21 protein-coding genes and 1 tRNA gene are annotated in these 24,074 nt (G+C 65.5%); 8 read left to right on the top strand and 14 right to left on the bottom strand.

Going from position 1 to position 24,074, the window contains the following annotated elements:
- Positions 1-180: transposase (locus tag ACUCV3_RS06365; RefSeq protein WP_482240435.1), on the top strand; the 180-nt coding region annotated here is incomplete at its 5' end.
- 153 nt (positions 181-333) lie between these two features.
- Here the strand turns inward: ACUCV3_RS06365 and ACUCV3_RS06360 are convergent.
- Genes ACUCV3_RS06360 through ACUCV3_RS06350 form a run of 3 tightly spaced genes read right to left on the bottom strand, consistent with a single transcriptional unit; the run spans position 334 to position 2,177 of the window.
- On the bottom strand, positions 334-891 hold the full coding sequence (locus ACUCV3_RS06360) for an LptA/OstA family protein (RefSeq protein ID WP_004208265.1): 558 nt from the start codon (positions 889-891) through the stop codon (positions 334-336).
- Positions 891-1,538: a hypothetical protein gene (locus ACUCV3_RS06355; RefSeq protein ID WP_004208264.1), complete on the bottom strand. Its 648-nt coding sequence runs from the start codon at positions 1,536-1,538 to the stop codon at positions 891-893. The genes ACUCV3_RS06360 and ACUCV3_RS06355 overlap by 1 nt, the downstream gene beginning before the upstream one ends.
- A 21-nt stretch (positions 1,539-1,559) precedes the next feature.
- Positions 1,560-2,177 (bottom strand): ribonuclease D, encoded by a 618-nt coding sequence (locus ACUCV3_RS06350; RefSeq protein WP_010338324.1) that lies wholly within the window; start codon positions 2,175-2,177, stop codon positions 1,560-1,562.
- Positions 2,178-2,411: 234 nt separating this feature from the next.
- Here ACUCV3_RS06350 and ACUCV3_RS06345 point away from each other — a divergent pair, with 234 nt between their 5' ends.
- The 4 genes from ACUCV3_RS06345 (at position 2,412) to ACUCV3_RS06330 (ending at position 8,054) form a co-directional block, all read left to right on the top strand.
- Positions 2,412-3,245, top strand: a complete 834-nt coding sequence (locus tag ACUCV3_RS06345; protein ID WP_482240434.1) for a cold-shock protein — start codon at positions 2,412-2,414, stop codon at positions 3,243-3,245.
- A 383-nt stretch (positions 3,246-3,628) separates the two neighbouring features.
- Positions 3,629-6,037: a TonB-dependent receptor gene (locus ACUCV3_RS06340; protein WP_482240433.1), complete on the top strand. Its 2,409-nt coding sequence runs from the start codon at positions 3,629-3,631 to the stop codon at positions 6,035-6,037.
- Between the two features lie 215 nt (positions 6,038-6,252).
- A complete protein-coding gene (locus tag ACUCV3_RS06335) occupies positions 6,253-6,573 on the top strand; it encodes a hypothetical protein (RefSeq protein WP_097385715.1) in 321 nt (106 codons plus the stop codon).
- Between the two features lie 32 nt (positions 6,574-6,605).
- Positions 6,606-8,054 carry a hypothetical protein gene (locus ACUCV3_RS06330; protein WP_482240432.1) on the top strand — a complete coding sequence of 483 codons (1,449 nt, stop codon included), beginning with the start codon at positions 6,606-6,608 and terminating at the stop codon, positions 8,052-8,054.
- Between the two features lie 89 nt (positions 8,055-8,143).
- On the opposite strand, the gene ACUCV3_RS06325 is transcribed toward ACUCV3_RS06330, so the two are convergent.
- A complete protein-coding gene (locus tag ACUCV3_RS06325; protein WP_279729668.1) occupies positions 8,144-9,559 on the bottom strand; it encodes a helix-turn-helix domain-containing protein in 1,416 nt (471 codons plus the stop codon).
- Between the two features lie 140 nt (positions 9,560-9,699).
- On the opposite strand from ACUCV3_RS06325, the gene ACUCV3_RS06320 reads away from it, so the two are divergent.
- Complete coding sequence (locus tag ACUCV3_RS06320) at positions 9,700-9,873, top strand: hypothetical protein (RefSeq protein WP_004208258.1); 174 nt, start codon at positions 9,700-9,702, stop codon at positions 9,871-9,873.
- A gap of 154 nt (positions 9,874-10,027) precedes the next feature.
- Here ACUCV3_RS06320 and ACUCV3_RS06315 read toward each other — a convergent pair whose 3' ends face one another.
- From ACUCV3_RS06315 to ACUCV3_RS06300, 4 genes are all read right to left on the bottom strand, one after another.
- Positions 10,028-11,029 carry an inorganic phosphate transporter gene (locus ACUCV3_RS06315; RefSeq protein ID WP_004208257.1) on the bottom strand — a complete coding sequence of 334 codons (1,002 nt, stop codon included), beginning with the start codon at positions 11,027-11,029 and terminating at the stop codon, positions 10,028-10,030.
- Positions 11,030-11,044: 15 nt separating this feature from the next.
- Positions 11,045-12,163, bottom strand: a complete 1,119-nt coding sequence (locus ACUCV3_RS06310) for a DUF47 family protein (RefSeq protein ID WP_010338330.1) — start codon at positions 12,161-12,163, stop codon at positions 11,045-11,047.
- 164 nt (positions 12,164-12,327) lie between these two features.
- Positions 12,328-14,493: a TonB-dependent receptor gene (locus ACUCV3_RS06305; RefSeq protein ID WP_482240431.1), complete on the bottom strand. Its 2,166-nt coding sequence runs from the start codon at positions 14,491-14,493 to the stop codon at positions 12,328-12,330.
- Between the two features lie 200 nt (positions 14,494-14,693).
- Entirely contained in the window at positions 14,694-15,683 is a 990-nt protein-coding gene (locus tag ACUCV3_RS06300; RefSeq protein WP_279729673.1) for a LysR family transcriptional regulator, read from the bottom strand.
- Positions 15,684-15,796: 113 nt separating this feature from the next.
- Between ACUCV3_RS06300 and ACUCV3_RS06295 the strand changes: the two genes are divergently transcribed.
- Positions 15,797-15,870, top strand: a tRNA-Gly gene (locus ACUCV3_RS06295).
- Positions 15,871-15,942: 72 nt separating this feature from the next.
- On the opposite strand, the gene ACUCV3_RS06290 is transcribed toward ACUCV3_RS06295, so the two are convergent.
- The 4 genes from ACUCV3_RS06290 to ACUCV3_RS06275 form a co-directional block, all read right to left on the bottom strand.
- Positions 15,943-17,073: an alkaline phosphatase gene (locus ACUCV3_RS06290; RefSeq protein WP_482240430.1), complete on the bottom strand. Its 1,131-nt coding sequence runs from the start codon at positions 17,071-17,073 to the stop codon at positions 15,943-15,945.
- A gap of 14 nt (positions 17,074-17,087) precedes the next feature.
- Positions 17,088-19,979: a TonB-dependent receptor gene (locus tag ACUCV3_RS06285; RefSeq protein ID WP_482240429.1), complete on the bottom strand. Its 2,892-nt coding sequence runs from the start codon at positions 19,977-19,979 to the stop codon at positions 17,088-17,090.
- Positions 19,980-20,062: 83 nt separating this feature from the next.
- The gene (locus ACUCV3_RS06280; RefSeq protein WP_279776170.1) at positions 20,063-20,965 is read right to left on the bottom strand and encodes a FecR family protein; all 903 of its coding nucleotides are present in this window, start codon (positions 20,963-20,965) and stop codon (positions 20,063-20,065) included.
- A 26-nt stretch (positions 20,966-20,991) separates the two neighbouring features.
- Positions 20,992-21,498, bottom strand: a complete 507-nt coding sequence (locus ACUCV3_RS06275) for an RNA polymerase sigma factor (RefSeq protein WP_069336701.1) — start codon at positions 21,496-21,498, stop codon at positions 20,992-20,994.
- 195 nt (positions 21,499-21,693) lie between these two features.
- Between ACUCV3_RS06275 and ACUCV3_RS06270 the strand changes: the two genes are divergently transcribed.
- Positions 21,694-22,461: a hypothetical protein gene (locus tag ACUCV3_RS06270; RefSeq protein WP_279729679.1), complete on the top strand. Its 768-nt coding sequence runs from the start codon at positions 21,694-21,696 to the stop codon at positions 22,459-22,461.
- A gap of 64 nt (positions 22,462-22,525) precedes the next feature.
- On the opposite strand, the gene ACUCV3_RS06265 is transcribed toward ACUCV3_RS06270, so the two are convergent.
- Both ACUCV3_RS06265 and ACUCV3_RS06260 read right to left on the bottom strand, forming a co-directional pair.
- The gene (locus tag ACUCV3_RS06265; RefSeq protein WP_279729680.1) at positions 22,526-22,870 is read right to left on the bottom strand and encodes a hypothetical protein; all 345 of its coding nucleotides are present in this window, start codon (positions 22,868-22,870) and stop codon (positions 22,526-22,528) included.
- Positions 22,871-23,012: 142 nt separating this feature from the next.
- The gene (locus ACUCV3_RS06260; protein ID WP_037507655.1) at positions 23,013-24,008 is read right to left on the bottom strand and encodes a LacI family DNA-binding transcriptional regulator; all 996 of its coding nucleotides are present in this window, start codon (positions 24,006-24,008) and stop codon (positions 23,013-23,015) included.
- Between the last annotated feature and the right edge of the window lie 66 nt (positions 24,009-24,074).

The following is a 24,074-nucleotide window of genomic DNA, read 5'->3' as shown; positions in this document are numbered from 1 at the left end:
GCGAGCGAAAGGAGGTCGAGAATGCTGTTTGCCCATCTCAAGCGTATCCTGAAGCTCGATCGCTTGCGCCTACGAGGACCAAATAGCGCAAAAAATGAGTTTCACTTAGCAGCCACAGCCCAGAACCTACGCAAGCTCGCGAAACTCATCCCGATCCAGTCGGCTATTGCCCCAGCGTGACACCGGGAACCGACTTCGTCCCAACGTCAGAAACTGGTAATCACCGACTTCTTCAACACTATCGGTCGTTAGCCGCCAAAGCCCGGCATCAATGACGCCAATCGACAGCCGTTGGACCGCCTGAAACGCGTCGCCTAGCCTGCGGGCCCCGGATCAGTTCTTGCGCTGCGGCACCGTGAAGGTGCCCGACACGCGGCCGCTGGGGCTGGTCGATGTGCCGGCGCCGCCGGTCGAGCGGCCGTCGACCGTGGTGCGACCGCTGTTGAGGTCCATCACCAGCCGTCCGCCGGTCAGGCGGTTGACGCCCTGAGTCAGCGAGACATTGCCGACCATGGTGATCAGCTTGGCATTGAGGTCATAGATGGCGACATTGCCGCGCGCGGTCTGGTCGGCCTTGGTGATGACGACATTGCCCGACGCGTCGATGCGCTGGATTTCCACGCCATTGCCGGTGTTCGCCGCGCCATTGGGCTGCTGCTTGTAGGCCACGGTCATGCGGGCGGCGTTCAGCGTCATGCCGGCCTGCGTCACCTCGACATTGCCCGATACCACCACCCGGTCGGCGCGGTCCTGCACCTCGATCCGGTCGGCGGTGAAGTTCACCGGCGCATTGCTGTCATGATTTTTGAACACCTGCGCATCGGCGCCGGCGTAGAGGAGGCCGGTCGCGCCCAGCGCAACGGTCGACAGCAGGATGAGGGTGCGTTTCATCACTTTTGCCCTTTGAGGCCATTTTGTTCGATGCGCAAGGTCGCCCGGCCGTTGAGCGTGACCGTGCGTGCATTCATGTCCGCTTCCAGATGGTCGCCGCTGAACGTGCCGATCGGGATGCGCCCGTCGACCCGGCCCGCGCTCTTCATCCGCCGCGTCTGCAAATCGATGCCGACGTCGCGGGTGACCAGCCGATATCCGCCGGCCGCCTCGAACTGGACCGGGCCGACGATCGCGACTCGCTCGGTCTCCATGTCGTAACGGCCCTTCTGCGCGTTCAGCACCGCCGGTCCTTCGGGCAGCAGGATGCGCGCGGCCATGTCGTTCAGGTCGACGATCGGCTCGCGTGAGCTTTTCTGCACGGCCGAACCGGCCCGCAGCGAGAAGGGCTGGCCCTTGCTGTCCTGCCCGCGATAGAGCGCCTCGGACACGCGCATCCGCTCCTTCGCCACCTCGACCTTGTTCTTGTCGAGCACGAAGCTGACCTTGTCGCCGCCGGTGAAGGGGGCCATGGCCAGCAGGGCGGTCAGCACGCCGACCGCCACCGGCAGATAATTTTTGAGCAGGCGCACCAGCTTGTCATGGCTGCCACCCGGCCGGGCCCAATGGCGGCGGACGTTGCGCTGTTGCTCGGCCTGGATGGACATGTCTGCCTGCCGCCTTGTCGCTTACATGTGCGAGAAGATGTCGTTCTCGGGCCAGCCCGCCAGGTCCAGCGCCGCACGATGGGGTAGGAAGTCGAAACAGGCCTGGGCCAGTTCCATCCGTCCTTCGCGGGTCAGGCGCTTGTCCAGTTCGGTCTTCAGCTGGTGCAGGAAGCGCACGTCGGACGCGGCATAATCCTTCTGCGCGTCGGACAGGTTCGGGCCGCCCCAGTCGCTCGACTGCTGCTGCTTGCTGATGTCCTGGCCCAGCAGTTCGCGGACCAGCTCCTTCAGGCCGTGGCGATCGGTATAGGTGCGCACCAGCTTCGACGCGATCTTGGTGCAATAGACGGGGGCTGCCACCACGCCCAGATAATGCTGGATCGCGGCGATATCGAATCGGCCGAAATGATAGATCTTGATCCGCTCCGGATCGGCCAGCACCGCCTTCAGGTTCGGCGCGGCATAATCGCTGCCGGGGTTGAAGCGGACCAGATGCTCATCGCCCTTGCCGTCGCTGATCTGGACGACGCACAGGCGATCGCGCGGGGTGATGAGCCCCATGGTTTCGGTATCGACGGCGATCGGGCCGGGGGCAAGGACGCCCTCGGGCAGATCTTCTTCATGGAAATGGACGGTCATGACTTTTCCCTCTATGGGGAAACGGGCCATATCGCAATCAAGGCTTTGGCAGATAGGGCCTGTAAATCGGCGCTGCGGGCGCTCTTTTTGCCCGATATGCGAAATCATTCGCGCTGCCCGGAAAACTTGATATAGTGATTCCCAAACCGCGACTTTGCGGTGGATTGTGCATGTCATTCGCCCGACATGTTTGTCCAATGTGTCTTGGGGCGAAGCGAAAGTGACTAACAGGGCATGAGTTTTGACAGAGGGCGCCGCGGCGGGCGCGGCAAGGACAAGCGCGACGGTTTCGGCGACGACAATTTCTACGACCAGGGCAGCGGCGGCGGCTTCGGCGGCGGTGGCTTTGGTGACCGCGGCGGCTTCGGTGGCGGCTTCGGCGGTGGTGATCGTGGTCGTGGTGGCTTCGGCGGTGGTGATCGCGGTGGCTTCGGCGGCGGCGGTGGTTTCGGCGGCGGTGGCCGCGGTGGCTTCGGCGGCGGTGGCGGCTTTGGCGGCGGCGGCGGCGGTGGTGGTCGCGGCATGCCGGCCCAGGTCGTTGGCGAAGGCAAGGGTGTCGTCAAGTTCTTCAACGGCCAGAAGGGTTTCGGCTTCATCGTTCGTGACGATGGCGGCGAAGACGTGTTCGTTCACATCAGCGCGGTCGAGCAGGCCGGTCTGACCGGTCTGGCCGAAGGTCAGCCGCTCGGCTTCACCCTGGTGGATCGTGGTGGCAAGGTGTCGGCGACCGATCTGGTCATCGACGGCGAACCGCTCCCCGTGACCGATCGTGCGCCGCCGCGTGAACCGCGCGAACCCCGCGCCGGTGGTTTCGGTGGTGCAGAGCGTGGCCCGCAGCGTCAGCTGACCGGCGAACGCGCCAGCGGCACGGTCAAGTTCTTCAACGCCATGAAGGGCTTCGGCTTCATCCAGCGTGATGACGGCCAGCCGGACGCTTTCGTCCACATCAGCGCTGTCGAACGCGCCGGCATGGGCGCCCTGAACGAGGGTGACCGTCTGGACTTCGAACTGGAAGTCGATCGTCGCGGCAAGTACGCGGCCGTCAATCTCCAGTCCAAGGCCGACTGATCGGCCGTCGCCCGTTCGCCGTACGGGCGACGTGACAGGAATATCGAAGGGGGTCGCCTGCCCGGCGGCCCCTTTTTCGTTTCTGTCGTTCATCTCGATCAGCCGGCAGATCGCCATATATCGTCAAAGCGATGCGCGTTGATGTGGTGCATGAAACGTGAATGTCGACAGAAATGTCCGATGATATTCGGATCAAAATTGCCGTAAATTCGGCGCTTATGCGCAATTGATCAACATGTTGATCTGCATGTTTTACTGATAATTATTGGCCAGTTCGATCAATTTGGCGAATTTGCCTGACCATTAGCCTCGGATCATAATCGTCCCGAATGGAATGAGCCTTGCGGCATTGTCGACAAGGCCTGACCCGATGGGAGGATGATATGAAGGAGGCCCTGATCGGCCGTCTGCTGGCGACTGTCGCTGCCGGCCCGGCCCTGATGCTCGCAACCGCACAGGCGCAGGACGCCGCCGCACCCGCGCCCCAGGCTGACGCCGGGGCAGGGGAGATCATCGTCACCGCCCGCAAGCGTGACGAGCGGCTGATCGACGTGCCGGTTGCCGTATCGGCCCTCTCGACCGACCAGATCGAACGCTATGCCACCACCAGCTTCCAGGCGATCAGCCAGCAGGTGCCGCAACTGGTCATCGCCGAATCGCAGAATCAGGTCGGTGGCTCGATCAACCTGCGCGGCATCGGCGCCGGCATCTCCAATCCCTCGACCGAAACCGCCGTGACCCTGAATTTCGACGGCGTGCCGATCAGCTATGGCAACGCCATCCGCCTCGGCCAGATCGACCTTGGCCGGGTCGAGGTGCTCAAGGGACCGCAGGCGCTCTTCTACGGCAAGAACAGCCCAGGCGGCATCGTCTCGCTCATCTCCCAGGATCCGGGCAAGGATTTCGAGGCGAAGCTGCGCACCGGCTATGAATTCATGGCCGACCAGCGCTTTGTCGAGGCCAGCGCCTCGGTGCCGTTGACCGACGGCCTCGCCGCCCGCGTCGTCGGCTATTATTCGAAGGAGGATGGCTGGTTCCGCAACGTCGCCGAACCGATCGCCGGCATCACGCCGGGGCGCGGCGCCGACAGCCTCAATTCCGAAGATGTCTTCGTCCGCGGCACGCTCGCCTATGATGCGGGCGGATCGACCCGGATCAAGGCGAAGGTCAATTATGGCCAGCGCGAACGGGACGGCGTCGGCCCCACCGGCCTCAGCCAGATCATCTACTGCCCCGCCGGCGTCAGTCGCTATGGCTCGACCGACTGCACGCTCAACCGCAATTTCTATGACGCCATCCTCGCGCCGGCGACCGCCGCCAGCGATCCCAGCTATGGCGATGGCGTGCCGTTCATGAAGTCGAAGCAGTTCCTCGCCTCGCTCAGCATCGACCAGGATCTGGGCGACGCCTATACCCTGTCCTCGGTCACCGGCTATTACCGTCTGCGCGAACGCTCGGTCGACAGCTTCACCTTCTCCAACAATCCCTATTTCGGTGCATCGAACGACATCACCGCCAAGGGCTTCAGCCAGGAACTGCGCCTCGCGTCCGACTATGACGGGCCATTGAACTTCCTCGTCGGTGGCTTCTTCCAGGACGCTCATTTCCTCACGCGTCAGGCCTTCACCACCAATTTCGGCACGCCCTTCGTGGTCGGATCGACCTATTATGACGTCCATACCAAGGCGACCTCGGTCTTCGGCCAGTTGCGCTACAAGATCGCCGATCCGCTCGAACTGGCCGTTGGCGGCCGCTATAGCTGGGAGGACAAGTCGCTGACGGGCACCTCGCTCGGCAGCCCGATCCAGATTCTCGGCCCCAAGCAGAATTATACCGACTTCTCGCCCGACGTGACGCTCACCTGGCGCCCCGACAGCGATCGCACCGTCTATGCCGCCTATCGCGAGGGCTTCACCTCGGGCGGCTTCAACACCGTGCCGACGCGGCTGCGCACCGATGCGGATCAGAGCCGCGCCGCGATCGACCTGTCCTATGACCAGATGACCGCCAAGGGCGGCGAGATCGGCACCAAGGGCTATGTCGCCGATCGCCAGATCCTCTACGATCTGGTCGGCTATTATTATAAATATAGCGGGCTCCAGCTGTCGCGCTACGACAATGCCTCCTTCACCCAGTTGACCCAGAATGCGGGCGGGGCGGAGATCAAGGGCGCGGAGCTCAGTCTCACCATCCGGCCGCGCACGCTCGTCGGCCTGACGTTCAACACGGCGATCGCCTACAACAACGCCCGCTACACCGATTTCATCGGTGGCTGCTATGCGGGCCAGTCGATCGCGCAGGGTTGCAATCTCAATCCGCTCAACCCCAATCTGCCGCAATCGACCTGGGGCACGGCGGCCAATCCCTATCAGAATCAGGACCAGACCGGCCAACGCCTGTTCCGCGCGCCCGAAATCGCGATCACCGGCGGCTTTACCTATGACCATAGTTTCGCCGACCGGCTCGGCGGATCGCTGTCGGTCGATTTCAATTACAGCAGCGCCTATGTCACCCAGACGGAGGGCAACCCCAGGACGCTGCAGGATGATTACATCCAGCTCAACGCCGCCCTCTCGATCAATGGCGGCGCGGGCAAGCCCTGGGAATTGTCGTTGATCGGCCGCAACCTCACCAACAAGCTGATCATCGTCGGCGGATCGGTGGTGGGCGCGAGCGCGGCCGGCACCGGCACCAACGCCGTGCGCGAAGGCGACATATTGGGTTCGCTCGGCGCCCCGCGCGCGATGATGCTGCAACTGACGGTGAAGAGCGGCCTGCTGGGCGGCCGCTGATCATCCCTATGCAAATACTATGAAAACTGGCCGGAGGTCGGCTGGAATTTGACCGACGGGGGCCATTAAGTCCCTTGTCCCATGACCCACCGACCTCCTCCTCCCACCCCGGCCGATGCCGGGCGGCGCAGCGATCGGCCACGGCTCACCGGACGCCTGTCGATCCGGCCGCGCGCCACCCCGGCTCCTCCGGCATGGCAACGGAGCCGGGCATCATGACCCGGCGCGATCTCGCCTGGCGCGGCCTGGGCCTGCTGCTCGTCGGCGCGGCGGCCGGCAGTTCGCTGCTGCATCGCGCCCTGACCCTGGACGGCCCTGCATCGGCGCCGCTGGAAATGGCGCTGGCCCTCGCCAGCTTCAGCTTCGCCAGCCTCGGCATATTGCTGCTCTGCCAGGGCGTGCGCCTGCGCGATGGCTGGCGCCGCGACCTCGACCGGCGCCAGGCGCAGCGCGACGGCCATCGCGATCCCCTGATCCTGGCCGAAGATCGCGCCCCGCTCGCGGCCTTTCTGGCCGCCCGCGCCCGGCGCGACTGACCCCCATTCCCATATCCCCAAAGGACAAATTTGTGAGCGAACGCGACCTGCATTTCGTGATCCCGACCTATCGCCTGCGCGACGTCGGCGCGACCGTCGAGGCCTATGACGAGAATTTCGCCCGCAGCGGCCAGACCGCGCCGATCATCGTCTTCGATGATTCCTCGGTCGCCAATCATGACAAATATTTCGGCGCGCTGGAGGCGACCAAGACGGTCAACGACCTCTGGTATGTCGGCCCCGCCGAAAAGGAGCAGTTCGTCTCCTACATCTGCAAGCGGCTGCGCGACCGCAAGCTCGACGTGCTGGTCCGCAATCTCTTCCGCCCCAGCTATGGCGGCAATCGCAACTTCACCCTGATGTATACGCTGGGCGACCTGATGGTCAGCGCCGACGACGACATGCGCCCCTATGCCCTGATCGAGGACAGCCCGGAAACGCTGGGCGAACGGGAAATCAGCCGGGGCAAGACGATTCCGCGCGGCGCCAATGGCCATTGCCGCAAATCCTACGACATCCTCCAGTCCTTCCGCGACATATTGGGCAAGACGGTGGCCGACGCGCCGGCCAATTACGACCAGGGTGAACTGGTGATCGACAGCGCGATGGACCTGGAATCCAACAATTCGCTCGGCTTCGCGCGGGAAAACAGCCTGACCCTGCAGGAAGGGCGGTTGCCCCGCTCGGCGGTGGTGAAGATGGCGCAGACCTTCCGCACCGGCACCAACGATATCGACGCGGTCGATTTCGTCGACATGTTCCTCGACGATCCGGACGAGGTCGATGCCGAACGGCTCAACGATACCTATGTGCTGGTCAATTTCCGCCCCTGCCTCACCAATCTCAACTGGCGAATGGATTGCGGCGTTGCGGGCTATGTCAATCGCACCGGCCTGCCGCCCTTCTTCCCGACGCGCTTGCGGTTCGAGGACTATATCTATCGCCTCTGGATTCAGCAGTCGAACATGGTCTCGGCCCATGTCGATTCCGCCCAGACCCACATCAAGAACAGCTATATGCGCAATCCGCTGGCGTCGGAGGTGTTCAACGAGGCGATCTGCGGCCTGCTCAAGCGCAAGATCCGCACCAGCCTCAAGCGCACCGACGAATGGTCGATCGCCTTCGACTATGACGGCGCGGTCAGCCTTCAGGACAGCGAGGAGATATTGGACAGCGCCCGCGCTTTGCATGACCGGGTGCTCAAGAGCATGGCCGACGCGCGCACGACCGAGCGGCGCGATGCGCTGGGCCATTTTGCCGCCGGCCTGTCACGCACCTTCTATGATTTCGAGCCGGATTTCTTCCAGCAGAATGTCAGCCGCATGGTCGATGATGAGGTCGGGCTGATCCGCTCCTCGCTCGAAATCTGGCCGACCCTGCTGGAGATCGTCTATTTCAAGCGCCATTGCCGCAACCTGCCGATGCGCCGCGTGAAGAACCGCTCCGCCCGATCGCCCCAACCCAGACCCGTAGCTGCCTGAGGGTTGGCGGCAGGCGCTCCGTTTCCGCCCCCTTCATCCCGGCGACGGTCGGGGCCCCTCTCAGTGACGGGGGCGGGGCGGAGCGCCCATCATACCCGCCGGAACGGGAAGGGGCTGGCGGTCCGCTCATAGCTGTGCAGGTCCAGCGCGCGCGTCACCGGCGGCAACGCCCGGTCCGGGCAGTCGCGCCGCTCGCACAGATGACAGGTCGGCCCCACCGTCACCGCGTCGTCGCGCTCGGTATCGATGCCATCGGCATGGATGATCCGCCCGGCATGTTTCGCCTCGCAGCCGAGCGCAATCGCCTGCCGCCCGCGCGCGCCATCGCCGCGGGGCAGGGCGATCGCCAGCGTGACGAAGCGCCGCTCGTCCAGCGTCTCGATCAGTTGCGGCAGCACGATGTCGGGCGCGTCGGCCGCATGCACGTCCCAGCGCGGGCAGGTGCCGCCATAGCGGGCAAAGGGATAGGCCTCGCCATCGAAGCGCTTGGATACGATCCCGGCCCGGTCGATCCGCACCATGAAGAAGGGGATGCCGCGCGCGCCGGTGCGGTGGAGGCTGGTCAGCCGGTGCGCCAGCTGCTCGGTCGACACGCCGAAGCGCGCGCGCAGCAGGGGAAGGTCATGCCGGCTCGCCTCCGCCGCCTGGCGAAACCGGTCATAGGGCATGATGAGCGCCGCGGCGGCATAGTTGGTCAGCGCAATGACGGCGAGCCGCCGGCTGTCCTCGTCCGGCGGCGCGGTGCGCGTCACCTGTGCCGCGATCAGGTCGGCCATCTCCTGCGCGCAGAGCTGATAGGCCATGGCGAACAGTCGCCCCGATGCCGGCAGTCGCTCGCTCAGCATCAACCGCCGCCGGTGCATATCATAATGGCGCACCGTTCCGGCCAGCACATCGGCGCGCACCATCTGCACCGCCATGCCGTGCCGTTCCTTCAGCCGCGCGCGCAGCCCGGCCTGCAACAGCGCCGGATCTTCCTCCAGCTCCGCGGCGATCCCTTCGGCCGCGGCGTCGATTTCGGCGAAATGATTGCCGGCCTTGGCTACCGTCTCGCGCCACCAGTCGACCGGCGCGACCAGCGGGGCAGGGGCAGCGCCGCGCCCGCTCGCCTGCATCTGCTCGGGCAGGCGGCGCAGGTCGGCCAGCGCGCGGTAGAAGCGGCCGATCGCCTCGCTGACGCCGGGATAATTTTCCGCGACTTCCAGCACTTCGTCGCGCGCGATGCCGATGTCGCGCACCAGCGCATCGGACAATATCTCGGCCAGGTCGCTCGCTGCGCCGTCCTGGCTGCTGGCGGTGAAGTCGCGAATGTCGATGTCATAGGTGTTGGCCAGCCGCAGCAGCATCTGCGCCGTCAGCGGCCGCTGGTTGCGCTCCAGATGGTTGAGATAGCTGGGCGACACGCCCAGTTCCTCGGCCATGCGCGTCTGGTTCAGTCCCAGTTCGCGGCGCAGCACGCGCAGCTTGGGGCCGAGATAGAGCTTCCGGTCGGTCACATCTGCCATAAGGTCATATTGTCACGATTTGACAATATGAACAAGTCGCGGCGTGACTTGCGGCCACTCATCGCCCTTCCGCTTTGCCCTCGACCTGTCAATATCGCTGTCATCAACCAGCACAGCCACAAGGCAGGAAGGACAGGAAGATGACGACCGATACGATGGAAGCGCCCCAGCCCGCCCGTTCGCGCGCGGTCTTCAGCCAGGAGGATTTCGGCCTGATCCGCACCGCCATCGCCCATTATCTCAAGGAAGTGCAGGACCAGCCGGAATCGGTCAAATATGCCAATCTGTACCACCGCCTCGGCCGCGTGGCGTGATCTGGCTTCAGCCTAGCTGAAGCAAACGGCACCGGCCCGCACCCCCACCCGGCCTCCCATCCAGGATATACTGTGGGAGGTCGGGTGGGGTTCGAGTGAGTCACGTGCCTCGCTCGAAGGCCGGTGCCGCATCCCGCGTGAGCGGGCAAAAGACTCAGAACAATCGCGTCAGCCCGTAGAACAGCGCGCCGATCGCGGCCGCCGCCGGCAGGGTCACGACCCAAGCGACGATGATGCTCGACGCGACGTTCCATCGCACCGCCGACAGCCGGCGCGACGCGCCCACGCCGACGATGGCGCCGGTGATGGTGTGGGTCGTCGATACCGGCACGCCCAGATGGGTGGCCATGAACAGGGTGATCGCGCCGCCCGTTTCCGCGCAGAAGCCCTGCGCCGGGGTCAGGCGGGTGATCTTCGATCCCATGGTGTGGACGATCTTCCAGCCGCCCAGCAACGTGCCCAGGCCCATCGCCGCCTGGCAGCTCAGCACCACCCACATCGGCACATGGAAGCCGCCGGTCAGCAGCCCCTGCGAATAGAGCAGCACCGCGATGATGCCCATCGTCTTCTGCGCATCATTGCCGCCATGGCCCAGCGAATAGAGCGAGGCGGACACCAGCTGCAGCTTGCGGAACACCCGGTCCGCGCCCTGCGGCGTGAACTTGCGGAAGATCCAGCTGATCGCCAGCACCAGCATCAGCGCCAGGAACAGGCCGACGGCGGGCGAGATCACGATCGCCGCGCTGGTCTTGAACACGCCGCTCCACACGATCGCCGACAGGCCGGACTTGGCCGTGCCCGCGCCCAGCAGGCCGCCGACCAGCGCATGGCTGGAGGAGGACGGAATGCCTAGACCCCAAGTGATGAGGTTCCAGGCGATCGCCCCCATCAGTGCGCCGAAGATCACCGAGGCGTCGATGATGTCGGCGCTGACGATGCCCTTGCCCACCGTCTCGGCGACATGCAGGCCAAAGAAGAGGAAGGCGATGAAGTTGAAGAATGCGGCCCAGGCGACCGCATATTGGGGTTTCAGCACCCGCGTCGACACGATGGTCGCGATCGAGTTGGCGGCGTCGTGCAGGCCGTTCAGGAAGTCGAACAGCAGCGCAACGCCGATCAGTGCGATCAGCAGCGGGAAGGCGAGATGGGCTTCCATATCCGGTCAGGCCTGTCAGGCGTGGTCGATGACCAGGCCGGAAATCTCGTTGGCGACGTCCTCGAACCGGTCCGTCACCTTTTCCAGATGGCTGTAGATTTCGTTGCCGACGATGAAATCCATCGGATTGCCGGCGCGGGCTTGGCTGTAGAGGGCCTTGAGGCCCGCCTCATGCAATATGTCGGCATGGCCTTCCAGCTTGACCAGCCGTTCGGTCAGCTCGTGCAGCCGCGCCGAATTGATGTTGAGCGAGCGCAGCAGCGGCATCGCCTCCGCCGTGATCCGCGCGCATTCGACGATCAGCGCGCTCATGTCCTGCATCTGCGGCGCGAAATCCTTGACCTCATAGAGCGCGATCGCCTTGGCGGTCTGGTTCATCTGGTCGATCGCGTCGTCCATCACGCCGATCAGGCCGGTGATGGCACTGCGGTCGAACGGGGTGACGAAGATGCGGCGGACGTCCTGCAGCACTTCGCGGATGATGTCGTCCGCCTCATGCTCGCGGTCCGAAATCTCCTTGATATGCGCGTCCATGTCCGGGCCGCCCTTGAGCAGCTTGGCCAGGGCGTCGGCGCCGGCGACCAGGGTCGCGGCATGGTCTTCGAATTGCTCGAAGAAACGCCCCTGCTTGGGCATCAGCGCGTGAAACCAGCGCAGCATTCCAGTCCTTTCACTTTGCTTCTCGCGGATCGACAGCAGCAACCGGAGGAACCAGCCCGGATCGGCGGGCGGTTCGCGGAAAGCCGCGATGATCGATTGCAGTTCGGGTTCGTCGACGGCCTTTGCGGCTTCGGCAACGGAAAACCAGCGCAGCTCGCGCTGCCCTTTTTCGGGCCATTGCGTCAGATGGCCGGTCACGGCAAGCGGAAAAACCTCGACATTCGCCTCGCGCGACTTGCCGCTGCGCTTGCGCTTGTCATAGCTGTATCGGCCGATCGGCGCGGGACAGGCGATGCCATGGATGCCCGCTTCCTCGAACGCCTCGACTTCCGCCGCGCGATGGCCGGCCAGCCCCTTGATGCGATTGCCCTTGGGAATCACCCAGCGCCCAGTGTCACGCGACGTGATCAGCAGGATCTGCATCGACCCGTCGATCGGGTCGCTGGTATAGGGGAGAGCGGCAATCTGGCGCATTATCGGCGGCTTACGGGCGGCCTGCCCGAATCCTCATGCTCTGCCGCAGCGCGTTCCATCGGCGCTATGTAACGAAAATGTCATTTTTTGCAATCGCTCCCTTCGCCCAGAGGGGCAGGCGAAGGGAGCGACCGGCGCCCCGCTGGGCGAGGCCGGGAGGCGGATCAGATCGAGATGCGCGCCGTCAGGCGAATGTCCCGCCCGGCGAGCGGGGCGAAATCCTTCAGGAAGCTGGCATGGCGCCGCGCTTCCACGTCGAAGATATTGTTGGCCGACAGCATCAGCGTGGTGCGGTCATTGCCGGCCAGCGGCTTGAACGAGATCGATGCGTTGACCATGGTGAAGCCATCGGTCGGCGTTTCGAAATCGGTCACCCGATCCTGCTCGAACACATGTTCCAGCTCGGCGCGGGCGCTCAGTCGTGCGCCCTGCGCCTCGATCCCGCCCAGCAGGCGGAGCGGGGGAATGCGCGGCGCCGGGCCATTGCCCTTGATCGTGGCGCGGACATAGTCGGCGACACCGTCGATGTTGATCGCATAGCTGCCGACCTGCGCCAGCTTCACCGACGCTTCGGCCTCAAAACCATAATAGCGCGCATCGGCCTGGGCATAGGCATAGCAGGGGAATTCCATCTCGGCCCCGCCATTGGCCGCCTGGCAGACGCTGTCGTCGACCACGCTTTCATAGATGAAGCCGCTGAACCAGTTATGATAGGCGGCCAGGCTGAAGCTGTAGCCATTGCCCGATCCGCGCAGCGTGCCTTCCACGCCCCAGCTCTTTTCCTTGCCGAAATCGGGATTGCCCAGCTCGAACGCCTGGGTGCCGGCATGATTGCCGCGCGCGAACAGCTCCTCGGCCGACGGCGCGCGCTCGCTGCGCGACAGGTTCAGGCCCACGCGCCAGCCCGGCATGATCGTCTGGCTGATGCCCAGCGATCCGGACAGGGCGTTGAAGCTGCGCTGGCTGGCCTCGGCAAACAGGTCGGCATCCGGGTCCGACTGCAGCCTGGTATGTTCATAGCGCGCGCCCGCTTCCAGGCGGGTGTCGCCCAGGTCCAGCGACTGCAGCGTGAACAGGCCGAACTGGTCGGTCTGGTTCTTGGGCAGGAATTTCTCTTCGCCATCGGCCTGGAAACGGCGGGTGAAGAATTGCGCGCCCGATGCGCCCTGCCAGCCATTGCGGTCGGCCTGGACGAATTCCAGCCGGCTTTCCATCGACTGGTTCTTGAAGGTGGTGCCGACCTCGCCCGACGGTTCGATTTCCTGATGCTGGTAATCGGCCCAGCCCGCGCGCAGGCGGATGCTGTCTAGGAAGCCGCCATTGACCGCGACCTCGCCGCGCAGGTCGGCGCGGGTCTGCTTCATCGCCAGCGTCACATTCTCGTGGCTGTGGCCCTCTTCCTCATGATCGTGGTCATGATCGTGATCATGGTCATGTTCCTCGGCCACTTCCAGGCGCGACGGCACGCCATAGGTGTTCTCGCTGTGCGAGATCGACATGCCCAGATTGCCGCCATCGCCGATATAGGCAAAGCCGCCGGCCACTTCCCACACTTCCGCCGCGGTATTGGCCAGCTTGCCCTTCAGCCGCGCATTGTCCTGGATTTCCTCCTCGTCGGAGGCGGCGGCGATCTCGCGCATTGCCTTGGACAGGATATAGCCGCCGGTGCGCAGATTGTCGGTCTTGCTGTAGCTGCCATCGACATGGACGACGAAATTCTCGGTCAGCGGCACCTCGATCTCGCCCGAACCGCTGCGTTCGTTGGCGGCGCTGCCATAGGTGCCGATCGCGTCGACATGGATCGCCTCGTCCGGCACGCGGCGCGGGATGCGGCTGTCGATCACATTGACCACGCCGCCGATCGCCGACGATCCATAGAGCAGGGCGGACGGGCCGCGCAGCACCTCGATCCGGTCGGCGGTCAGCGGGTTGATCGCGACCGCATGGTCGACCGAGGTGTTGGACACGTCGAAGCTGCCAATGCCGTCGGTCAGGATGCGCACGCGCTCGCCCTGGAAGCCGCGCAGGATCGGGCGCGATGCGTTGGGGCCAAAGGAGGTGGCCGACACGCCGGGCTGGCGCGCCAGCGTCTCGCCGATGGTCGGACGCAGGCTGCGGGTCAGTTCCTCGCCGGTGACGATCGAGGTGCCGGACAATATGTCGCCCTGGCTGCGGGGGATCAGGGCGGTGACGACGATGTCGCTGCGCGGGTCATGATAGCTGCCATCGGCCTGGGTTTCGGCGGGGGCTGCGGTCTGGGCGGCGGCGGGCCAGGCCAGGCAAAGGGCCGTGAGGGCACAGCCGGCGCGCAGCGACGGGGAACGAAGCATCAGGCTTTTTATCCTTGCAGAATATGTGGGTCGGCCTCCGCGTATCGGTCATGATACATCATATCAATATACGATCGGCGAAATGAAGGCCGTTTCTGCCGCATTCACCACCAACTGTTGCATTTTTGCACGGCATGGCGCGCAGCATATTACCCGCCGCCAAGACGGATCAGCCGCGCAATTCCGCCATCATTTGCTGCTCAGAGGAAGAGGAAATCTGCCAGCGCCTGCACGCCGGGGCGCGACAGCGATCGTTCGTTGACGGTCTGGCGCACCTCGATCGCGGGCAATGGCACGTCCAGCGGCAGCCGGCGAATGCCGCTCATCCGCCCCAGGTCGCGCGCCATCGGGCCAAAGGCCGCAAAACAGCCCGCGCCTTCACGCAGCGCGGTGATGATGTCGAACATATTGTCGGTTTCCAGCATCACGGGGCCTAGCCGGGCGCCGCCGCGCGCCAGCGCCGCATCGATGATCGGGCGCAACCCGTTGCGCGGATCGACCGCCAGTTGCGGCGTGATGGTCAGGTCGCCGCGCGACACGCTGCCTGCGCGCGCCAACGGATGGTCCGCCCCGGCATAGAGATTGACCTGTTCCGACCAACCATAGCGCGACGGCAGGCCGGCCGGTTCCTCCAGCGCATAGAAATAGGCGATGTCGGCGCGCAGCGATTCGATCGCTCGCGCCGCCTCGACCGCCGACTGGACGCTCAGGTCCAGGGTGATGGCGATATCGTCATTGGCCGCCTCGAATGCGGTCAGTGCATCCTGGAAATGGCCGAACACCGGCGCCGGCGTCGCCAGGATGATGGCGCGATTGGCGGGCGGCGGCGCGGCCGGCAGCGACGGCAATTGCGCATCCGCATCCAGCAGCAATTCCGGCAGTGCAGGCGGCGGGGCCGGCGATGGATCAGGTTGCGGGGTGGGGGCGGGCGCGGCTTCCTCTGCCCAATCCTCGGGATCGTCCTGTGCCAGCAGGGTCATCGCCTGCGCCGTGCGCCGGCCCGCCGGGGTCAGCCGCGCCGCGCCGCGAATATCGTCGAACAGGCGATAGCCCAGCCGCATTTCCAGCGACGCCATGTCGCGCTCGATCACGGCGGATGAAACGCCCAGCGTCTGGGCGCAGCGCGTCAGGCTGCCCGCGGCCACCATCTGCGCGAAAATGTCGAGTTGGCGCAGGGACGGGTTGGTCATGGCCGAGCGATAGAACAAAGACGAGGCCGGGTTAAGAGGCGTTCTCACGCATTTACCATCAATGGGCTGTTGACGAGCCCCGGTGAATGATGGCAGGGCGCGTCACCTGACGGGCGGGTATAGCTCAATGGTAGAGCACTAGCCTTCCAAGCTTGTGATGCGGGTTCGATCCCCGCTACCCGCTCCAGCCCGTCATCCCCGACATATCAGCGGCACCGCAGCTTGATCCGCAGGATCGGGGCGGGTGCCGCTGCGGCCTTCAATCCTCCTTCGTCCAGCCCATCGCGTTCAGCATCACGTCGAACAGGCGGGTGTTGGCGAAGAAGCCATGGACCTGATCGGCGCCCGGCCCGGCGGCGGCGGCGATCACTTCCTCGCCGGTGTGACTGTCCTCGACGCCGATGATCGCATTGCTGGCAACCGTTGCCCCCGGCTTGGCGGCGGCGGCGGCATATTGCTGGGCCATCGGCGCGTTGCGCTTGCCGCTGGTCATGCGCAGGCCGAAACTATGGTCGGCGGTGAACAGGATCAGCGTATCCTTGCCCGCGATCGCGCTCACCCGGCGAATCATCTCGTCCATCTCGATCACATGCTTCAGGCCATTTTCCGGCTTGTCGGTGTGCATGTCCCATTCGACCATCAGGAAATAGCCCTTGGGATTGCGCGCAAGCTGGCCGATCGTCGCCTCGACCGCCGGGATCGGCGCATAATCCGCATCGCGCAGCACCGCCGCCCGGCCGCTATCCTTCACCAGTGCCGGATCGTCCCCGAACCGATAGCCCGCCCTGGCGAAGGCCGCTTGCGGGGTGGTGCCATCCTTGGCGAAGGACGCGACCGCATCGGCTTGCCCCTTGCCGATCAATATGTCGACGCCATTGCCGAAGCGGGGCGCCAGCATCTGGCGGAAAATCTGGTCCTTGTCCTTGCGCGTGGCGACATGGGCGAAGCAGGCCGCCGGGGTCGCGTCCCAGATCGGCATATTGGTGACGACGCCGGAGGAAAGGCCGCGCTGCTCGGCATATTCCAGGAAGCTCTTGACCGGGGTGATCGCCCCATCGGCCGCCGGCAGCGCGGAGATCATGCCGCTGTTGGTCTTGTGCCCGGTCATGATCGCGCTCATGCCCGCCGCCGAATCCGTCACCCAATTGTCGAGTGCCGACGTGTCGGACAGGCCGACATGAGGCATGGACTGGATGAACAGCGACTGCGGCCGGTCATGCGCCATGATGCCCGCAGCGTTCAGCGTCGGCACGCCGCCGGCATCGCCCAGGAACAGGATGATGTTGCGGGCGCGCTGCGGCGTGGCGCCGTCATCATTGCGGGCCTGCGCCGGAGCGGCGGCGAGCATTGCGCCCGCCGCCAGCATGATCCCGATCGATCGCATCGTCATTGCCGTCCTTCCGTTCAGAAACGGGCCCGCACGCCGGCCATCAGCGTGGTGCCATAATCGGTGTAGCCCGCGAAGCGATCGTCCCGGACATATTGCCACTGGACGCCGCCGGCCACGTTGATGCCCTGCACGACGAATGTGACATTGGGCGTGACCTTGTAGGAAATGTCGAAGTCCAGGCTGCCGAACGCCGCGTCGTTATTGGCGGCCAGCCCCGCGCCGCCGACGTCGCGCAGCACCTTGCCGCGCCAGCTATAGCTGGCCCGCGCGCCGACCGGCCCCTTTTCATAGAAGGCGGTCAGGTTGAAGCTGTCGCCGGCCACATCGGTCAGGTCATCGCGGAAGGTCGTGCCGTCGGACAGGGCATAGGTGCCCTTGCTCTTGGTATGGGTGTAATTGGCCTGGAAGCCCAGGCCATCGAACGGCGCCGGCAGCATCTTGAACAGTTGCTGATAAGCGATCTCGATCCCCGCGACATAGGCATTGCCGCCATTTTGCGGCGCGGTCAGGCGATAGATCTGGCCATCCAGGTCGAAATTACGGGTCTGCTGGAAGACGAAGGTCGTGATGTCCTTGTAGAAGGCACCACCGATCAGCGCGCTGCCCGGCGCGAAATACCATTCGACCGTGCCGTCATATTGCCAGGCCTCGAACGGCCGCAGTTCGGGATTGCCGCCCACCGCCGTCAGCACGGTCGGGTTGGAATTGATCGTCAGGCGCGGCGCCAGGTCGGCCAGCGACGGCCGGGTGATGACCTTGGACGCGGCCAGATGCATCTGCAGGTTCGACGTGAACTCCGCGACCAGATTGAGCGAGGGAAGAAAATTCCCGTAATTGCGCTCATAGCTGACCGGCAGCGCCGCGCTGCCATTGTCGGCATAGCCCGACGATGTCTGCCGGGTATGGGCGTAGCGCAGGCCCGCGTCGCCGCGGATGGTCATGCCGCCCAGCGGCAGGCTGAACTCCGCCATGCCATAGCCGCCGATGATCCGTTCATCGATGGCATAGCTGTTGCGCCGGTCGCCACGGGTCAGCGGCGCGTCGAGCAGCGCCTCCTTGCCGGTCGCCGCGTCCCAGAAACGGTCGGGATCGGGCATGACCCAGTTCGTCGGCAGGTTGCCGCCCACGCCGCTCAGGAAATCATCGACCGGGAAGGCCTCGAAATAGCTGTCGTCGAAGCGCTGGCCGGCGATGCCGCTGGTGAAGTTGATGTCGCGGCGATTATAGGTGCGGTCGCGCTTTTCATATTTGGCGCCGAAGCGCAGCGCCTGCACCACGCCGCTCAGCTCGCGCGTCACGTCGAAGGTCGCAGCCCGCTGGCGATCGAGCGAGTCATTGACGCGATATTCGATCCGGCGACCGGGCAAGGTGGTCGATTCCGTCAGGTCGGCGGTCAGGAACTCCAGGTTCGGCAACCGCTCGCCCACCTTGCCATAATCGAACGCGACCTGGCCGACGCTGCCGAGCAGGCGGGTGCGATAGATGGGCGTGGGCGTGTTGGAATAGGCCCGGCCCAGGCTCGCGTCGGCAGCCAGCGTCCAGCCATTGGCGGACCATTTGGCGTTCGCGCCGATCAGCCAATTCTCATATTCCAGCCGCGACGTCTCGCGCCCGATCTGGGTCGATGTAGTGACGGTCGCGGCAGTCAGCACGCCATTTTCGATCACTGCCGTGCCCGGCACGATCGCGCCCGGCGTGGTCGCGGAAAAATCGGTCGAATAGGTCAGCTCGTCATAATCGATGTTGAGCCGGCTCCACAGGCCATCGACATTCAGCTCGAACCGGTCGTCGGGCTTCCACTGGATCGCGCCATTGAGGCCGATGCGGTCGCGATTCTCGCGCTCCAGCGTCGGGCGCGTGCTGGTCGGCACCAATATGGTGTCGCTGTCCAGCGTGCCGTCGCCATCCGTATCGATCCGCCCGTCGGCCCAGCCGACGCCGGTGACACGGTCCTGCCGCGTGGTGCGCTCGTCATAGACCGCCGCGATCAGCGCGCCGAACGTGCCCTCCTCATTGACCCAGCTGGCCATGCCCGACAGGCGCGGATCGACCGTGTCGGCCAGGCGCGGCGAACTGGCGGTGGCGGACAGCGCCAGCACCGGCTTCTTGAGGTCGATCGGGCGGAAGGTCTGCAGGTTGACGATGCCGCCGATGCCGCCTTCGGCCAGGTCCGCGCGCGGGCTCTTGATGACTTCGACCGCCGACATGAGTTCGGACGGCAGCGTGTCGAAGCGGAACTGGCGCCCGCTCTGGCCGCTGTCGCGCACATTCTCGTTCACCGCGGCCGACCGGCCATTGAGCGTAACAACCTGGAAATTGGCGCCCAGGCCGCGGATGCGGACGAACACGCCTTCGCCGCGATCACGCACGATCGACACGCCGGGCACCCGCTGCAGCGCTTCGGCGATGTTCTGGGCGGGGAATTTGCCGATATCCTCGGCCTTCACCACGTCGACGACATTGGTTGCCTTACGCTTTTCGGCCAGCGCGCCGGACAGGCTCGCGGCATAGCCGGTGACGATGATGTCGGGCGCGACTTCGACGCCGCTGCTGGCCACCGTCTCCTGCGGCCCGGCCACCGCCGCCACGATCAGCAGCGCGCCATTGCCCTGCCGCCGCACCGCCAGCGGCTTGCCCTGAATCAGCCGCTCGACCGCCGCCATCGCATCCATCCGGCCGCTCAGCGACGGGCCGCTCATCCCCGCCACCAGTTGCGGCGCGAACAAGATGTCGGTGCCGGTCTGGCGGGCCAGCGCCTCCAGCGCGGTCCCCAGCGGCTGCGCGGCGATCTGGACGGTCGCCTGGCGCGGCTGCGCCTGGGCCGGAACCGCGCAGAAGGCGGCAAGAGCGGCGCCCAGCACCAGAGAGCGGCGCAAAGTGCGCGAAGAAGAAACGGTCACGATCATCCCCCGTGGACAGCGGCAGAAGGCGCCGCGCCTCCCCGACGCGCCAGCGGGATTTTACCCCACCCCGGCGTCGGCGATTTTTTTCAGCCGCCCAGCAGCACCCGGTCGTCCACCTGGCGGACGGGCACGGACAGCAATTGCGACAGCGCCTGACCCAGCGCGACATTGTCGCCCATCCGGTACATGCCGCTGACCCGCAACGCGGCGGTGGCGGGATCGGCGATCACCAGCCGTGTGAGGCTGTAGCGATTGGCCTCCGCCGCCACCGCATCCAGCCGGTCGTCATGAAAGGCTGCGCGGCCGCTCAGCCAGGCCTGGGTGGTTTCGACATAGGGCCGATCAAGCTGCACGACATCGGCGGCATCGGTGCGGATGCGCTGCCCGGCAGACAGGCTGCGCTGCCCGCCGGCGACCGCGACATCGGCCTGTCCGGCCAGCGCCGTCATCGCCAGCCGGTCATCGCTGTCGCGCCGCACATCGAACCGGCCGCTGCCGGCGACGAAACGCCCCCGGCCGGCATCGATCGCAAAGGGCACGGCGGACGGCTTCACCGTCAGCGCGACGCGCCCCCGTTCCAGCCACAGCCGCCGCCGGCTGGCGCTCGCCAGCACCCGGACATCGGTATCGGTATCCAGGAACAGCGCCGATCCTTCCGGCAGGGTCAGCCGGCGCTGCTCGCCAATCCCGGTGCGATAGCGGGTGCCCGCCATCGCCGTCTGCATGATCGCCATGCCACCGCCGCCCACCACCAAAGTGCCGGCGCAGGCCGCCATCATCCGCCGGCGCGAAAGGGGGCGTGCGGATGCCGGCGCAGGGCGCGCCGCCGCATCGGTGCCGGGCACCAGCGCCCAGATATCGGTCGCCCGCTCGAAATCAGCCGCATGCGCGGGATCGGCGGCGATCCAGGCGCGAAAGGCCTGCTCGTCGTCCACCGTCCGTTCGTCCGCATTCAGCCTTGCAATCCACTCGGCGGCGGTCCGGGCCATGGGGCGCTCACCGGGCATGTCGGGGCTCACCAATCCTTCGTCCATTCGCCAAGGAAACTCATCGCCCTGGCCATATGCTTCTCGACCGCGCTCTGGCTGATGTCCAGCCGTTCGGCAATCTCGCGATATTTGAGATTGTCGATCCGCTGCAGCAGGAACACCTCGCGGGTGCGTGGCGGCAACTGGTCGATCCCTTCCGACACGCGCCGCAGCCGCGCCTGCGCCATCAGCGCCTCGTCCTGCAACGGCGCGCCGTCGCGCAACAAGGCCAGCGCATCCTCGCCGCCCGCCGGCCCGCGCACCTTTTCCCGCCGATAACTGTCCTTCGCCCGGTTGACCGCCGCGCGGACCAGAAAGGCTTCCTCATTATCGGGCCGTTCGGGCCGGGCCGCCATGCGGACATAGGCATCGTGCAACAGATCCTCGCTGTCGGAACGCCGCGTCATCCGCTCGACCTGCGCCAGCAGCCCGGCCCAGCCGGTCCATAGCCGCCGCGGCGCCCGCAGCGCCTGTTCAGAAGGATGCTCGCTCATGCGACCGGCCGCTTAGCGGGCGCTGCGGTCAGTTTGATGACCAAGGCATTTCAATTGGATGACGCTGCGATCTTGTGACTTGCCGCGTGAATACGGGGATTGTCCGAAGCGTCGCCAGCGGCAATATGCGGCTGTGCAGGACGAAGTGCCAATGGGTGCTGGGGTTCGATCTGATTACAGGGGCAAGACCGGTCGATGGATAGGGTGGACAATGCGGCGGCAATTGGCCGGATCATCGCAACCTGCCGCGCGCTCTGCCTGGATTTGCGCTGGCATGATGCCTACGCGCTTGCGGCGTCGGTCGAGCCGGCAGAACTCAACACTGCTCTGTTGCGCATGAAGCTGACGGCCGCCTGCGCGCTGAACGACAAGGGGCTGGTCGCGGCCGTGGGAACGGAAATCGGGGCCTTGCCGGATGACCATGCCCTTTTCTTTCCGCTGGTCGGACAGTTGCAGCGAAGCGGTCATGGCGAGATCGCGGCCGACATGCTGCTGGCGCGCGCCAATGCCGCGGCCGATCAGCGATACGCCCTGTTTCTGCGCCGCTCGATCAGCCTCAATCGCGGTGACGATGGGCGCAAAGCCGCGCTGGAGGCGGCGCTCGATGCCGCGACCAATGGCGGCTGGGACATGAAGGGCGAACCCTCGTCCCATCATTTTCCTGCGCCGCTGCCGGCCCTGATGGGGCCGCCGGTGCAGATCGTTCCCGCGCCGGGCGTGGATCGCCGGCATATCGACCGGCTGACCGGGGACACCGCGAAATTCCTCGCCAGGATGCGGAAGCCCGCGCCCGGCTATGTCGTCGAAGAAGCTTTCCGCCATTTCCGATGCCGACTTGCCGTCGCGCGACCGGGTATAATCGTCCCGCTTCCACTCTTCCCAGCGCACCTGGCCAAACTCGCGGGTCCAGTAGGTCCGCTCCATCTGCCGCGCGTCAAGCCGGATGGATCGACCTGCGAATAGGGGGGCAATATGGTGTTCAGTCGCTTGCCCGAACTGTAAGTGAAATCGCCCCTGGTCCACAGCGTCAGGACTTTCGAAGGATAATCGTCGGGGCATCGCCCCGATATTGCCACAGGATATTGTCGCGGATCGTCCGCCGGGCGCCGCAGTCCACAGCGTTCTGGGGCACCACCTTGGTCAGGTGATAGGGCATCCGGTCCGCCGACGTCAGGTCGCGCCGGTTCTTGCAGCGCGCATCGGTGGGGATCATGCCGACGATGATGTCGCCGCTATTGTTCAGGCACACATCCTGGACCAGGAAGTCGACGATCTCGGGCGGCGCGGCCGCCGCCTTTGTCGGCTGCGCGGCGATGAGAGGGGCCAGCATCGCCGTCATGGCGATGGCCGCGGGTCCGAATGATTTTGCCATGATGATGCTCCAGGCAGGTCGACGGGGCAGGGCGCGCATGAACGATAGTGGCGCGAATGAGCATGACGGCCCGCGCCGCTTTCGGTTCCCTGCGTCGGGGCGGACGGATTTTTCGCTGGCAATGCCGGGCCTTGCCTTCGTTTTACGGTGTCGCCGCTCCCGTGCTGCCGCGCGCGACCAGCGAGAAGGTGAAGCGCGGCGGTTCGCCCGGACCGTTGATCAGCGCGTCGATCGCGGCGCGGCCCATATGGTCCAGCGGCTGGCGCACGGTGGTCAGCGGCGGCCAGCTGGTGCGGCTCGCGGGCGTATCGTCGAACCCGGCCACCGACAGGTCCTCGGGCACGCGCAGGCCCAGGTCATGCGCCAGCGTCAGCACGCCCAGCGCCATCGGGTCGTTGGTGGCGAAGATCGCGGTCGGCCGGTCGTCCCGCTGCAACAGCGCCTCTGCGCAGGCGATGCCGGACGCGAAATCGAAACTGCCCTGCATGAACAGGCTGTCGTCGATCGGCAGGCCGGCCGCCGCCATCCCCTCGCGAAACCCCTCGACGCGCTGCAGCGCCGCCTTGTGGGTCGGGGGCGGGGTGATCACCGCGATCCGCTTATGGCCCAATGACGCCAGATGATCGGCCACCATCCGTCCGGCGGCATGTTCGGGGGTCGGCATGTTGATGCCACCCTTCGATGCGTCCGCCGTGCCGGCGATCCGCGCGCAGGGCAGGTTCATTTCCGCCAGCCGGTCGAGCAGCAGCGCATCGTCGGACAGCGGCGGCACCAGGAACACGCCGTCCGGGCGCAGCGCCGCGACCAGCCGGTCCAGCACTTCGATCCGCTCCTCGCCACCGTCGGAAATCGGCTCCACCACCAGATGATAGCCAAGGTCGCGGCAGCGCGCCGCTGCGCCCGACTGGATGCCGCCGGTATAGGCGGGGGCAGGGTTGCTGTAGAGATAGGCGATCATGAAGGACCGGCCACCGGCCAGCCGTCGCGCCGACTGGTTCGGGCGATAGCCCAGCTGATCGATCGCCGCGTTCACCCGCTCGCGCAGTTCGTCGCTGACGTTCGGCGCCTTGTTGACAACGCGGGACACCGTCTTGATCGAGACTTTGGCGAGGGCGGCGACGTCGTGGATGCTGGGCATGATTTTCCTGTATGGCCGGGCCGAAGGCGACTGGTGCTGCCCCGGATCTTTGTGGCACTATTCCCC

The organism is Sphingobium sp. VMM (assembly GCF_056790315.1).
The sequence above is the reverse complement of the archived record's forward strand: the minus strand, read 5'-3'. Positions and strand labels throughout refer to the sequence as shown.